This window comes from Streptomyces sp. NPDC052042, assembly GCF_044548345.1.
GTDB lineage: Bacteria > Actinomycetota > Actinomycetes > Streptomycetales > Streptomycetaceae > Streptomyces.
The window spans coordinates 162,420-175,648 of the sequence record NZ_JBIUBU010000015.1 but is presented as its reverse complement, the minus strand read 5'-3'; the positions used below and the strand labels follow the sequence as shown (position 1 = coordinate 175,648).

The following is a 13,229-nucleotide window of genomic DNA, read 5'->3' as shown; positions in this document are numbered from 1 at the left end:
AAGCCAGCAGCCGAGTCGGACGGTGGGAAGGCACCGGTTGAGGATGACAGGGTGTGATCTTCTTCGCGGCCAAATCGCCTTGAAAGGGACAATTAACCCTGGAATCGGTACTCCTCAAGGAGCCGGCGCCCAATGATCATTTTCTGGATCTCGGCGGTACCTTCGCCGATCAGCAGCATCGGGGCCTCCCGGTAGAGGCGCTCGATCTCGTACTCCTTGGAGAAGCCGTAGCCGCCATGGATCCGGAAGGCGTCCTCGACGACTTCCTTGCAGTACTCGGAGGCGAGGTACTTCGCCATCCCTGCCTCCAGGTCGTTTCGCTCCCCGGAGTCCTTTTTGCGTGCCGCATTCACCATCATGGCATGGGCGGCTTCCACCTTGGTGGCCATTTCGGCCAGCTTGAACTGGATCGCCTGATGCTGGGCGATCGGTTTTCCGAAGGTCTGGCGCTGCTGGGCATACGAAACACCCAGCTCGAAAGCACGCTGTGCGACACCGCAGCCACGCGCGGCCACATTCACCCGGCCGACCTCGACTCCGTCCATCATTTGGTAAAAGCCCCGGCCGGTGGCGCCACCCAGAACCCGGTTGGCCGGAATTCGCAGCCCGTCCATGATGAGTTCGGTGGTGTCCACGCCCTTGTAGCCCATTTTGTCGATTTTGCCGGGAATGGTGAGTCCCGGGCGCACCTCCCCGAAGCCCGGCTCCTTCTCGACCAGGAACGTCGTCATCGACTTGTGCGGGGCGGTGCCCTCGGGGTGGCCCTCGTCACTCCGGCACAGCACGGCCACGAGCGAGGACGTGCCGCCGTTCGTCAGCCACATCTTCTGGCCGTCCAGAACGTACTCCTCCCCGTCCCTGACGGCCTTGGAAGCGATCGCCGAGACGTCCGAGCCGAGCCCCGGTTCGGACATCGAGAACGCGCCTCTGACCTCGCCCAGGGCCATCCGGGGGAGAAAGGTGTCCTTCTGTTCCTGGGTGCCGTGCTGCTTGAGCATGTACGCCACGATGAAATGGGTGTTGATGATGCCCGACACGCTCATCCAGCCGCGGGCGATCTCCTCCACGCACAGCGCATAGGTGAGCAGCGACTCGCCCAGCCCCCCGTACTCCTCGGGGATCATCAGCCCGAACAGGCCGAGTTCCTTGAGCCCCTCGACGATGTCGGTCGGATATTCGTCGCGGTGTTCCAGGGCGGTCGCGACCGGAATGATCTCCTTGTCGACGAAGTCCCGGACGGTGGAGACGATTTCCTGCTGGACCTCGGTGAGACCGGCGGTCTGGGCGAGTCGCGTCATGGCTACTTCTCCGCGTTCTTCTGCGAGGGATTCGGGGAGGACTTCTGCGGGGCCGGGAGCGGCTCGGGGCGGCCGGGCTGCTCTCCGCCGCGCTCCTTGATGTACGTCTCGGTGGGAACCATCACCTTGCGGCGGAACACGCAGACCAGCGTCCCGTCCTGCTTGTAGCCCCTGGTCTCCACGTACACGATTCCGCGGTCGCTGCGGGACTTCGACGGGGTCTTGTCGAGAACGGTCGTCTCGCCGTAGATCGTGTCGCCGTGGAAGGTCGGCGCGACATGCTTCAGCGACTCGATCTCCAGATTGGCGATCGCCTTTCCGGAGACGTCCGGAACGGACATCCCGAGCAGCAGCGAGTAGACGTAATTGCCGACGACGACGTTCTTCCCGAAATCCGTCGTCCGCTCCGCGTAATTGCTGTCCATGTGCAGCGGGTGATGATTCATGGTCAGCAGGCAGAAGAGGTGGTCGTCGTACTCGGTGACCGTCTTTCCGGGCCAGTGCTTGTAGACCGCGCCGACCTCGAACTCCTCGAAGGTGCGTCCGAACTGCATGTCAGGCCTCCGGAGCCTCGAACTCGGAGGTGCGCCGCAGACCGGCCGCGCGCCCCTTGCCGGCGATGACCAGGGCCATCTTGCGGCTCGCCTCGTCGATCATCTCGTCGCCGAGCATCGCCGAACCCTTCTTGCCGCCCTCCTCGGAGGTGCACCACTCGTATGCGTCGAGGATCAGCTCGGCGTGGTCATAGTCCTCCTGCGACGGCGAGAACACCTCGTTGGCCGCCTCGACCTGCCCCGGGTGGAGCACCCACTTGCCGTCGAAGCCCAGCGCCGCGGCCCGGCCCGCGACCTCGCGGTACGCGTCCACGTCCCGGATCTGAAGGAAGGGGCCGTCGATCGCCTGGAGGTCGTGCGCGCGGGCCGCCATCAGGATGCGCATCAGGATGTAGTGGTACGCGTCCGCGTCGTACCCGGGCGGCTGCTGGCCGACGACCAGGGTCTTCATGTTGATCGACGCCATGAAGTCGGCCGGGCCGAAGATCAGGGTCTCCAGGCGGGGCGAGGCGGCGGCGATCTCGTCGATGTTCACCAGGCCCCTGGCGTTCTCGATCTGCGCCTCGATGCCGATCCGCCCGACCTCGAGGCCCATCGTCTTCTCGATCTGGGTCAGCAGCAGGTCCAGGGCGACGACCTGCTGGGCGTCCTGGACCTTCGGCAGCATGACGCAGTCGAGGTTCTGGCCGGCGCCCTCGACGACCGTGACGACGTCGCGGTACGTCCAGTGGGTGGTCCAGTCGTTGACCCGTACGACACGGGTTTTGCCCGTCCAGTCGCCCTTGTTCAGCGCGTCGACGATGGTGTGCCGGGCGCCCTCCTTGGCGAGCGGCGCGCAGGCGTCCTCCAGGTCCAGGAAGACCTGGTCGGCCGGAAGGCCCTGGGCCTTCTCCAGGAATCGCGGGTTCGAGCCGGGCACGGCCAGGCACGAGCGGCGCGGACGCAGACGGTTGACGGCGGTCATGCGGGTACCTCCAGAGGGTCGAGCTTGTTCGCTTTCCGGATCTCGTCGACGATACGACCGATGATCTCCGTGATGCCGAAGTCCTTCGGGGTGAAGACGGCGGCGACTCCGGCCCCGAGCAGGGCCGAGGCGTCGGCGGGCGGGATGATTCCACCCGCGATGACCGGGATGTCCGAGGCGCCGGCCTCGCGCAGCCGGGTCAGCACGTCCGGGACGAGCTCCGCGTGCGAACCGGAGAGGATCGACAGGCCGACGCAGTGCACGTCCTCGGAGAGGGCCGCCGAGACGATCTGCTCGGGCGTCAGCCTGATCCCCTGGTAGACCACTTCGAATCCGGCGTCACGCGCCCGTACGGCGATCTGCTCGGCGCCGTTGGAGTGCCCGTCCAGACCCGGCTTGCCGACCAGCAGCCGTAGCCGCCCGGCCCCCAGGTCGGCCGCGGTGCGGGCGACCTTCTCCCGGACCAGGGCGAGCGGAGTCCCGGCCTCCGCGGTCACCGCGACGGGCGCCGACGAGACGCCCGTCGGTGCCCGGAACTCGCCGAAGACATCGCGCAGCGCCCAGGCCCACTCCCCGGTGGTGACGCCCGCGCGGGCGCACTCCAGGGTCGCCGCCATCAGGTTCTCGCTGCCCGCGGCGGCCTTCTTCAGCGCGGCCAGCGCGTCGGCGGCGCGCGCCCCGTCACGGTTCTCGCGCCACGCGTGCAGGGCGGCCACCACCCGCGCCTCGTTGGCCGGGTCGACCGTCATGATCGCGCCGTCGAGATCCGCGGTGAGCGGGTTGGGTTCCGTGGCCTCGTGGATGTTGACGCCGACGATCTTCTCCTCGCCGCTCTCGATCCTGGCCCGGCGGGCGGCGTGCGAGGTGACCAGCTCGGACTTCAGATAGCCGGACTCGACGGCCGCCATCGCGCCGCCCATCTTCTCGATCCGGTCCATCTCGGCCAGCGCCTCCGTGACCAGTTCGTCCACCTTGGCCTCGACGACGTGCGACCCGGCGAAGATGTCCTCGTACTCCAGCAGATCGCTCTCGTGCGCCAGTACCTGCTGGATGCGCAGCGACCACTGCTGGTCCCAGGGGCGGGGCAGCCCCAGCGCCTCGTTCCAGGCGGGAAGCTGGACGGCCCGGGCTCGGGCGTCCTTGGACAGGGTGACGGCCAGCATCTCCAGGACGATCCGCTGGACGTTGTTCTCCGGCTGCGCCTCGGTCAGCCCCAGCGAGTTGACCTGGACGCCGTAGCGGAATCGCCGCTGCTTGGCGTTCTCCACGCCGTACCGCTCGCGGGTGACGCGGTCCCAGATGCGGCCGAAGGCGCGCATCTTGCACATCTCCTCGATGAAGCGGACACCCGCGTTCACGAAGAAGGAGATCCGCGCGACCACATCGCCGAACTTCTCCTCGGGTACCTGGCCCGAGTCCCGTACGGCGTCCAGTACCGCGATCGCCGTCGACATGGCGTACGCGATCTCCTGGACCGGGGTGGCCCCCGCCTCCTGGAGGTGGTAACTGCAGATGTTGATCGGGTTCCACTTCGGGATGTGGTTGACCGCGTACGCGATCATGTCGGTGGTCAGCCGCAGCGAGGGAACGGGCGGGAAGACGTGTGTTCCGCGCGAGAGGTACTCCTTCACGATGTCGTTCTGCGTGGTGCCCTGGAGCCCGGTGACATCGGCGCCCTGTTCCTCCGCGACCACCTGGTAGAGCGCCAGCAGCCACATCGCGGTGGCGTTGATCGTCATCGAGGTGTTCATCCGCTCCAGGGGGATGTCCTGGAACAGCCGCCGCATGTCACCGAGGTGAGACACGGGAACACCGACCCGGCCGACCTCGCCGCGGGCGAGGACGTGGTCGGGGTCGTAGCCGGTCTGCGTCGGCAGGTCGAAGGCGACCGACAGGCCGGTCTGGCCCTTGGCGAGGTTGCGCCGGTAGAGCTCGTTGGACGCCTCGGCGGTGGAGTGGCCGGCGTACGTCCGCATGAGCCAGGGGCGGTCCTTCTGGCATTCGTTCATCGCGGGACCTCAGACATTCCGGCGGGGCTCGACGGTCCGTTCCGCCGAGGCGTCACGGCCGGGCCTGTCGGTCCGTTCCGCCGAGGCGTCACGGCCGGGCCGGTCGGTCCGTTCCGCCGAGGCGTCACGGAACAGGCCGATGGCGTCGATGTGCTTCTCGCGGAGCTCGTGGTCGCGCACGCCCAGGCCCTCGCGGGGGGCGAGCGCCAGCACGCCGACCTTGCCCTGGTGGCGGTTGCGGTGGACGTCGTAGGCGGCCTGCCCGGTCTGGTCCAGGGGGTAGACCTTGGAGAGCGTCGGGTGGATCTTGCCCTTGGCGACGAGGCGGTTGGCCTCCCACGCCTCGCGGTAGTTGGCGAAGTGGGAGCCAACGATCCGCTTCAGCGACATCCACAGGTAGCGGTTGTCGTACTCGTGCTGGTAACCGGAGGTGGAGGCGCAGGTGACGATCGTGCCGCCCTTGCGGGTCACGTAGACGGAGGCGCCGAAGGTCTCGCGGCCGGGGTGTTCGAACACGATGTCCACGTCCTCGCCGCCGGTGAGTTCGCGGATGCGCTTGCCGAAACGCTTCCACTCCTTCGGGTCCTGGGTGTGCTCGTCCTTCCAGAACCGGTAACCCTCGGCGTTGCGGTCGATGATCGCCTCGGCGCCCATCCTGCGGCAGATGTCGGCCTTCTGTTCGCTGGAGACGACGCAGATCGGATTGGCGCCGCCCGCCAGGGCGAACTGTGTGGCGTACGAGCCGAGTCCGCCGCTGGCGCCCCAGATGAGCACGTTGTCGCCCTGCTTCATGCCCGCGCCGTTGCGCGAGACGAGCTGCCGGTAGGCGGTGGAGTTGACCAGACCGGGGGCCGCAGCCTCCTCCCAGGTGAGGTGGGCCGGCTTGGGCATCAGCTGGTTGGACTTGACGAGCGCGATCTCGGCCAGGCCGCCGAAGTTGGTCTCGAAGCCCCAGATGCGCTGTTCCGGGTCGAGCATCGTGTCGTTGTGCCCGTCCGAGGATTCCAGTTCGACGGAGAGGCAGTGTGCGACGACCTCGTCGCCCGGCCGCCAGGCGTTGACGCCGGGGCCGGCGCGCAGGACGACGCCGGCGAGGTCGGAGCCGATGATGTGGTACGGCAGGTCGTGGCGCCGGGTGAGCTCGCTGAGCCGGCCGTAGCGCTCCAGGAAGCCGAACGTGGGCAGCGGTTCGAAGATCGAGGTCCAGACGGAGTTGTAGTTCACCGAGCTGGCCATGACGGCGACCAGGGCCTCGCCGGGCCCGAGTTCGGGCACCGGCACCTCGTCCAGGTGGAGCGAGTGGCGGGGGTCCTTGTCGCGGGTGGCGAGCCCGGCGAACATCTCCGTCTCGTCCTTGTGCACGGTCACCGCGCGGTACGACTCGGGGATGGGCAGGGCCGCGAATTCGGCGGCCCGGTCCGCGGCGGAACCGCCTGACGATTCCGTCCGCGCTTGGATCGCGTCCAGGATTTCCTTCACGGTGTGCCTCCGGCGGATGGGTCGCCCAGGGGACGCCGGAACGTCCCCTGAGCTGAGGGGGAGCTGAGGTGGAGGTGGTGCCGTCGGTTCGGCCGGTGGTGCTGGGCCTGCTCTGTGGAGCAGAAGGCTGTGCCTGTGACGCAGGCGTCCGGGCGCGCGGACGAGGAGCCCGCTGGGACAGTCGGCGTACGCGAGGTCCCGGTACGCCGACCGCCCGGACAACTTCAACGTATGGCACTCCGTGACAGGTCGCAAGGCACTCGGTGCCAAGAATTTCTCTCACTTGTCATCCGCCGGGCACGCATGAGCGCAATGGGGGGTGTTTCGTGCGGGTATGCCCGGCGGATGATCGATCAGCGAGTGCGATAGAGGCGCTGGCGAGCGCGGTACGCGGTGGAGGCCCTAACGAGCGCGGTACAGGTACGGAGTCGTGGTGCTCAGGGCCATGAATCCGAGGCGCTCGAGGATCGGGCGGCTCTGGGTGGAGGCGTCGACCTGGAGGAGGTCGTAGCCGCGTTCCGCCGCGATCCGGGCGCGGTGGGCGACCAGCGCCCGGTAGATGCCCCTGCCACGCCACTGAGGGGCCGTACCGCCGCCCCACAGCCCGGCGAAGCGGGTGTCCGGGTACATCTCCATCCGGGCCGCGCTCACCGGCTCGTCGCCCGCCATGGCGAGGACGGCGGCGAAACGGTCCGGGCCCTCGGCCAGCCCGGCCAGCACACGGTGCCGCAGCTGCGCGCCGTCCGAGCCGAACGCCCGCCCATGGGCGCGGACCATCAGCTCCACGTCGTCCGCGTCCCGCACCGGGCGCAGCCGGACCCCCTCCGGAAGCTCCACCGCCGTCGGAAGGTCCGCGACCGGGGCGACCATCAGGGTCTCCGGATCCTCCGCCTCGAAACCGGCCGCGAGCAACCGCTCCGCCAGGTCCGCCGGCCGGTCGTGCGCGTACAGCTTCCACTCGAACTCGTCGTAGCCGGACGCCGCGCAGTGCGCCACCTGCGCGGCGATCGCGGCGTCCGCCCGCCGGGCGTCGAGGTCCGGGGCCGACCAGACGACGCTGCCCCAGCCTTCGGCTGTGTCGCTCATCCGTACGACGTCACCGGTGCGCTCGACCCGGACGCCGGGGCCGTCGGGGCGGGCGTGCTCCCGCATCTCCCGGTCGAAAAGGGCAAGAATTGCATCACAATCATGATTCATCCGCACACCACACCACCGGACCGAGGGAGCGGCAACCGAAATTCGGCGGGGCGGAGGGCGGGCCCCGGCCGGACAGGCACCGCCCCGGGGCCCCACCGGTCCGGCGGGCCTTCTCAGTGGTCCTGGAGCGCCTGCTGGATCGTGCGCATCACCTCGTCGAGCGGCGCGTCCGTCCGCGCCACCGCGACCAGCACCTCGCTCTCGGAGGACACGGTGGCGGCGGGCTGCTTCGCCGGTTCGCCGCCGGAGACCCGGCCCGCCCCGATGCCGGTGCCGAACGTCCTGCGGACGATCGCGAAGGCGTGGTCGAGCTGGGCCTCCACGTCGCCTTCGCCGCCCGCTCGCAGCCAGCGCCGCAGCACATGGTTGTGCGCGGTGACGACCGCGGACGCCGCGACCTCGGCGAGCAGCGGGTCGTCGTTGCCGGCCTCGTGGTCGCGCTCGTCGAAGTGGCCCAGCAGATAACGCGTGAACAGCCGCTCGTAGCGGGCCACCGAGGCGATCTCGGCCTCGCGCAGGGTGGGAACCTCACGGGTCAGCTTGTAACGGGCCACGGAGACCGCGGGCTTGGCCGCGTACATCTTCATGACCTCTTTGATGCCGCGGCAGACGGTGTCGAGCGGATGCTCGTGCGCGGGGGCGGCGTTGAGGACGGCCTCGGCCCTGACGAGCGTGTCGTCGTGGTCCGGGAAGATGGCCTCTTCCTTGGAGCGGAAATGGCGGAAGAAGGTGCGCCGGGCGACTCCCGCGGCGCCCGCGATCTCGTCGACCGTCGTGGCCTCGTACCCCTTCGTCGCGAAGAGTTCCATCGCCGCGGCGGCCAGTTCTCGGCGCATTTTGAGCCGTTGGGCAGCGGCGCGACCGCCGGTTGGGCTTTCCTGCGGGTCGGACACGGCGGAGGCACGGGGGGACCTGGCGGGCTGGGACATGGTGTGAACGTACTGCATCGACGCGGGGGAGGGCGTCCGCGGGGGCGGGCCGCCCGGCGGATCGCGCGGGGGCGGGCCGCCCCGAGGGTCGAGCAGCCCGCCCCACCCGGCCCCCGCCACCGGGGGCGGCTCAGCGCCGGGCATATTCGCGGAAGCCGCGCCCCGTCTTGCGGCCGAGGCAGCCCGCGGCCACCAGGTGTTCGAGCAGCGGTGCCGGGGCCAGTCCCGGCTCGCGGAACTCTTCGTGCAGCACCTTTTCGATGGCGAGCGACACGTCGAGGCCGACGACGTCCAGAAGCTCGAACGGGCCCATCGGGTAGCCGCCGCCCAGTTTCATCGCGGCGTCGATGTCGTCGAGGGTCGCGTAGTGCTCCCCGACCATCTTGATCGCGTTGTTCAGGTACGGGAACAGCAGCGCGTTGACGATGAACCCGGCCCGGTCCCCGCAGTCCACCGCGTGCTTGCCGATCATGCCGCACACCTCGTGGACGGTGGCGCGGACGTCGTCCGCGGTGAGCACCGTGCGGACGACCTCGATCAGCTTCATGGCCGGCGCCGGGTTGAAGAAGTGCATGCCGACGACGTCCTGCGGACGCGAGGTGGCCCGCGCGATCGCCACGACCGGCAGCGAGGAGGTGGTGGTGGCGAGCACCGCTCCCGGCCTGCACACCTTGTCCAGTGTGCGGAAGAGCTGCTGCTTGACCATCAGGTCCTCGGCCACGGCCTCGACCGCGAGATCGACCTCGGCGAGGGCGTCGGGCGAGCCCGCCGGGGTGATCCGGGCCAGTGCCTCGTCCCGGGCCTCGGCGGTCAGCCGCCCCTTGGCCACGGAACGCTCCAGCGACTTGGCGATCCGGGTCTTGGCCGCGTCCGCCTTCTCCTGCCCGCGGGCGACGAGCACCACGTCGTGTCCGGCCTTCGCGAAGACCTCGGCGATCCCCGAGGCCATCGTGCCCGAGCCCGCGACGCCCACCGAACGCACCGGCCTTCCCTCGACCCGTGATGCGTCCTTGCGCGGGGTCAGGGCGTCCGGCACCACGGTCCGCCCGCCGGGCTCCGCGTACGTGTAGAAGCCACGACCCGCCTTGCGACCGGTCAGCCCCGCCTCGCTGAGCTGCCGGAGGATCGGTGCCGGGGCGTGCAACCGGTCGTGCGACGAGGCGTACATGGCCTCCAGGACCGTGCGTGCGGTGTCGATCCCGATCAGGTCGAGCAGGGCGAGCGGCCCCATCGGCAGTCCGCAGCCCAGCCTCATCGCCGCGTCGATGTCCTCGCGGGAGGCGTAGTTCGCCTCGTACATGGCCGCGGCCTGGTTGAGGTAGCCGAACAGCAGCCCGTCCGCGACGAAGCCCGGCCGGTCGCCGACCGCGACCGGCTCCTTGCCCAGGCTGCGGGCGAGCGCGGTGACCGCCTCGACGGCCGGGGGCGCTGTCAGCACCGAGGAGACCACCTCGACCAGCTTCATCGCCGGGGCCGGGTTGAAGAAGTGCAGCCCCAGCACCCGCTCGGGGTGCAGCGACTCGGCGGCCAGCCGCGTCACGGACAGGGCGTTGGTCCCGGTGGCCAGGATCGCGGTCGGGGAGACGATCGCGTCGAGATCCCGGAACACCTGCTGCTTGATCTCGTACGACTCCGGAACGACCTCGATCACCAGCTCCGCGTCCGCGGCGGCGCGCAGGTCGTCGTGGGTGCGGAACCGGGCGAGGACCCGGCTCCGTTCGCGCTCCGTGATCCGGCCGTGCCGCACGGCGCGCTCGGTCGCGGCCTCCAGTGAGGCGACGGCCCGACGGGCCGCCCTCTCGTCGATGTCGATACCGATGACCTCGTGACCGGCGCGGGCGAGGACCTCGGCGATGCCGGTCCCCATGGTGCCGAGGCCGACGACGGCGATGGTGGTGAGCGAGGTGTCCATCAGGGGACTCCAGAGGGTGAGTGACGACTGTGAGTACGCGCGAAGCGCACGGGAGAAGCCGGCGCGGAGCATGCGCGCGGAGGAGAACCGGCGCGAGGCGCACCGAACTTGTGCGCCGTGGTACACGGTTCGGGGGCGACGGGCGCGCCCGGACCGGAAGGGCGACGGACTCTGTCCCGGAGTCGCGTCTCACGAAGCTGCCGAACCGACGAGCACTCCGGACGGCTGCGTCACCAGGCCGCCGGAGCAGGCGGGATCGTGTCCCGCTCATATGAGATTAACTCGCCGGTAACGAGCGCGCTAGACCTGGGTCGTCGTGCATCACGTCACATGTTTCGGGCCCCTCGATACCCAGAGTGCCCGCCGATACGCTGAACGTCATGGACGAGGAGTACCGGTCGCTGACGGACCGGCTGGCCGACGAGGCGCGAGCGGCGGGGGAGACACCGGCGTTTCAGCACCTGCTCGCCGCCGAGGACGAGGGGGAACTGGCCCGCGTCCTCGTGCAGCGTGAACGCCCCCTCTGGGCGCGGGAGATGGCCGCGTTCCGGCTCGGCTGCGCCGGGGACCGGCGGGCGTTCGAAACGCTGGTCCTGCTGCTCAACCACCGCGATCCGGAGCGTTGCGTCTGCGCGGCCCACGCCCTGGCGCGGCTCGGCGATCCCCGCACCCCCCGGGCGGCGGCGGCCCTCGCGACCAACGCCCTGCGCACCGCGTACGCCCTCCACCCGGTACGGCTGCTCACCGCGCTCCGTGCTCCGGAGTCCGTGCCCGCGCTGATGGCCACGCTGGAGCGCCTGCTGGCCCCCGGCGATCCGCACTGGCGGGTGGCGTTGGCCTGTGTGGAGGGGCTGGGGCGGCTGGGGGACGAACGGGCCCGCCCGCTCCTGGAGGCGGCCCTGCCGCACCCTCGGCTCGCCGGCGCCGCGCGCGAGGCGCTGGGCCGGCTGCGGGCGGACTGAGCGCCGGGGGGCCGGATGCGCGGGCGGGCCCGGGGCGAGCGGGGGTGCGGGGCGCGGGCGCGCACGCAGCTCGGCGGGGCCGTGGGGCGTGCGGGCGGTCCCGGCGCGTCGGGTCGGGACCGCCCGCACACCCGGTGCAGGGCGGCCCCGCCCGCACGTCCGGCGTATGGCCGCCCCCGGGCCGGGGCGGCGCCGGCCCGGGGTCTCGCCGATCAGCCGCGGAAGCCGAGGAGCCGGTGCAGGACGCCGCCCCTGGCCTCGGTGCCGGGGAGCCGGGTCGCCTTCGCCGCCCGGCTGGCCGACGGCGTCGGATCGGGGGACTTGGCGCAGACCGCGTCCGCCTCCGATCCGCCGGTCCTGCCGCGCGGGACGGTGCCCTTGGCCAGGTAGTCGGCCAGGTAGGTGTCCAGGCAGTCGTTGTCGCTCAAGGTGATGCCGTGGTTGCCGCCGCCCTGCTCGACGACCAGGCTGGAACCGTGCAGCCTGCGACGCATGGCCGCACCGCCCTGGTAAGGCGTCGCCGCGTCGTCCGTCGCCTGGAAGATCAGCACCGGCGGAAGGCTCCCGTTGGACACCTCCACCGGCCGCAGCGGCTCCACCGGCCAGTCGGCGCACGGCGCATTGTACCAGGTGTTGTTCCAGGTGAAGAAGGGGGCCTTCGCCTGGACGCGCCAGCCGTCGTCGCGCCAGGTTTTCCAGTCGCGGGGCCACGGGGTGTCGCGGCACTGCACGGCCGAGTAGACCGCGTACCCGTTGTCGCCCTCCGCGTCGAGCGCACCGAACCTCTGGTACGCCGTCACGAGAGCGTTCTCGTTGCGGTCGTGCGTGTAGGCGGCGAACGCCTCGGCCAGGCGCGGCCAGTAGCCGTTGTAGTAGCCGCCCGGCAGGAACGTGTCCTCCAGCTCGCTCGTCCCGACCTTCCCGCCCGCGGGGTGCTTCGCGACCGCGCGGCGCATCGCGTACCAGGCGCGTTCCACCCGCGCCGGATCAACGCCCAGGCCGTACGCGCTGTCGTGCTTCGCCACCCAGGCGGCGAACGCCTTGTGGCGGGCGTCGAACGCGTAGTTCTGGGCGATGTTGGCCTCGTACCAGACGCCCTCGGGGTCGACGTTCGAGTCCAGCACCATGCGCCGCACCCGCTCCGGGAACAGCTTGGCGTACACGGCGCCGAGGTAGGTCCCGTACGAGTAGCCGAAGTAGTTGAGGCTGCGGGCGCCGGTCGCCCTGCGGATCACGTCGAGGTCCTTGGCGGTGCTGACCGTGTCCATGTGGGGCAGCAGGTCCGGGTACTTCTCGCCGCACGCCTTCGCGAAGGAGGCGGTGCGGTTCCGGTTGGCCTGCTCGACCCCGGGCGCCTGCGGCACCGAGTCGGGTCGCGGCGGGCCGAAGAACCCGGGCACGCAGTTCAGCGCCGGTCTGCTCCTCCCGACGCCACGCGGATCGAAGCCGATCACGTCGTACTGAGCGGCCACCGACTTCGGCAGCGACGAGGCGACGAAACCGGCCATCGACAGGCCGCTGCCCCCGGGGCCGCCCGGATTGACGAGCAGGGGGCCCTGGAAGGTCTTCGCGGTGTGCGGGATCCGGGACAGGGCCAGCGTGATGTGCCGGCCCGACGGGTCGTCATGGTTCAGCGGCGTGCGGACCGTGGCGCACTGCAGCCGCGGGTACGCGTCGGTTCCGCAGTCGGTCCAGCGGAGCGGGGCGGTGGCGGGACGGGGCTCGGCGTCGGCGGCCGCCGGGGACGGGGTCGCGGTCACCAGGCCGGCGACCGTCGCTCCCACGGCGACGAGGATTCCTGAACGTTTCGTCATATGGCCTCCCGGGGTGGGGAACACGGGGACGCGGCTGTGCGTGGCACGGTCCTCGCCGCATGCTCCCCGCATTCGCGCCCGGAAGGACACGTTATGGAAAGAGTTGACCCG

At 70.4% G+C, this 13,229-nt stretch carries 10 protein-coding genes; 1 reads left to right on the top strand and 9 read right to left on the bottom strand.

Annotated elements, in window-relative coordinates; translation table 11 throughout:
• Positions 1 to 92: 92 nt before the first annotated feature.
• From ACIHCL_RS23905 to ACIHCL_RS23870, 8 genes are all read right to left on the bottom strand, one after another.
• Positions 93 to 1,298 carry an acyl-CoA dehydrogenase family protein gene (locus ACIHCL_RS23905; RefSeq protein WP_399864592.1) on the bottom strand — a complete coding sequence of 402 codons (1,206 nt, stop codon included), beginning with the start codon at positions 1,296 to 1,298 and terminating at the stop codon, positions 93 to 95.
• A gap of 2 nt (positions 1,299 to 1,300) precedes the next feature.
• Entirely contained in the window at positions 1,301 to 1,852 is a 552-nt protein-coding gene (locus ACIHCL_RS23900; RefSeq protein ID WP_399864591.1) for a MaoC family dehydratase, read from the bottom strand.
• Between the two features lies 1 nt (position 1,853).
• A complete protein-coding gene (locus ACIHCL_RS23895) occupies positions 1,854 to 2,816 on the bottom strand; it encodes an HpcH/HpaI aldolase/citrate lyase family protein (protein ID WP_399864590.1) in 963 nt (320 codons plus the stop codon).
• Complete coding sequence (locus tag ACIHCL_RS23890; RefSeq protein WP_399864589.1) at positions 2,813 to 4,825, bottom strand: protein meaA; 2,013 nt, start codon at positions 4,823 to 4,825, stop codon at positions 2,813 to 2,815. Before ACIHCL_RS23890 ends, ACIHCL_RS23895 begins: the two co-directional genes overlap by 4 nt.
• Before the next feature lie 9 nt (positions 4,826 to 4,834).
• Entirely contained in the window at positions 4,835 to 6,304 is a 1,470-nt protein-coding gene (gene ccrA, locus ACIHCL_RS23885; RefSeq protein WP_399864587.1) for a crotonyl-CoA carboxylase/reductase, read from the bottom strand.
• A gap of 402 nt (positions 6,305 to 6,706) precedes the next feature.
• Positions 6,707 to 7,501, bottom strand: a complete 795-nt coding sequence (locus ACIHCL_RS23880; protein ID WP_399864585.1) for a GNAT family N-acetyltransferase — start codon at positions 7,499 to 7,501, stop codon at positions 6,707 to 6,709.
• Between the two features lie 113 nt (positions 7,502 to 7,614).
• Positions 7,615 to 8,430, bottom strand: a complete 816-nt coding sequence (locus tag ACIHCL_RS23875) for a TetR family transcriptional regulator (RefSeq protein ID WP_399864584.1) — start codon at positions 8,428 to 8,430, stop codon at positions 7,615 to 7,617.
• A 130-nt stretch (positions 8,431 to 8,560) separates the two neighbouring features.
• Positions 8,561 to 10,342 carry a 3-hydroxyacyl-CoA dehydrogenase family protein gene (locus tag ACIHCL_RS23870; protein ID WP_399864583.1) on the bottom strand — a complete coding sequence of 594 codons (1,782 nt, stop codon included), beginning with the start codon at positions 10,340 to 10,342 and terminating at the stop codon, positions 8,561 to 8,563.
• 380 nt (positions 10,343 to 10,722) lie between these two features.
• Between ACIHCL_RS23870 and ACIHCL_RS23865 the strand changes: the two genes are divergently transcribed.
• The gene (locus ACIHCL_RS23865; protein ID WP_399864581.1) at positions 10,723 to 11,304 is read left to right on the top strand and encodes a HEAT repeat domain-containing protein; all 582 of its coding nucleotides are present in this window, start codon (positions 10,723 to 10,725) and stop codon (positions 11,302 to 11,304) included.
• Between the two features lie 212 nt (positions 11,305 to 11,516).
• On the opposite strand, the gene ACIHCL_RS23860 is transcribed toward ACIHCL_RS23865, so the two are convergent.
• The gene (locus ACIHCL_RS23860) at positions 11,517 to 13,118 is read right to left on the bottom strand and encodes an alpha/beta hydrolase (protein WP_399864579.1); all 1,602 of its coding nucleotides are present in this window, start codon (positions 13,116 to 13,118) and stop codon (positions 11,517 to 11,519) included.
• Positions 13,119 to 13,229 lie beyond the last annotated feature (111 nt).

Bases quoted from the DNA above. Each gene is read 5' to 3' on its own strand.
- ACIHCL_RS23890 (WP_399864589.1), bottom strand. From the start codon at position 4,825: ATGAACGAATGCCAGAAGGACCGCCCCTGGCTCATGCGGACGTACGCC.
- ACIHCL_RS23875 (WP_399864584.1), bottom strand. From the start codon at position 8,430: ATGTCCCAGCCCGCCAGGTCCCCCCGTGCCTCCGCCGTGTCCGACCCG.
- ACIHCL_RS23880 (WP_399864585.1), bottom strand. From the start codon at position 7,501: ATGAATCATGATTGTGATGCAATTCTTGCCCTTTTCGACCGGGAGATG.
- ACIHCL_RS23905 (WP_399864592.1), bottom strand. From the start codon at position 1,298: ATGACGCGACTCGCCCAGACCGCCGGTCTCACCGAGGTCCAGCAGGAA.
- ACIHCL_RS23865 (WP_399864581.1), top strand. From the start codon at position 10,723: ATGGACGAGGAGTACCGGTCGCTGACGGACCGGCTGGCCGACGAGGCG.
- ACIHCL_RS23870 (WP_399864583.1), bottom strand. From the start codon at position 10,342: ATGGACACCTCGCTCACCACCATCGCCGTCGTCGGCCTCGGCACCATG.
- ACIHCL_RS23860 (WP_399864579.1), bottom strand. From the start codon at position 13,118: ATGACGAAACGTTCAGGAATCCTCGTCGCCGTGGGAGCGACGGTCGCC.
- ACIHCL_RS23900 (WP_399864591.1), bottom strand. From the start codon at position 1,852: ATGCAGTTCGGACGCACCTTCGAGGAGTTCGAGGTCGGCGCGGTCTAC.
- ACIHCL_RS23895 (WP_399864590.1), bottom strand. From the start codon at position 2,816: ATGACCGCCGTCAACCGTCTGCGTCCGCGCCGCTCGTGCCTGGCCGTG.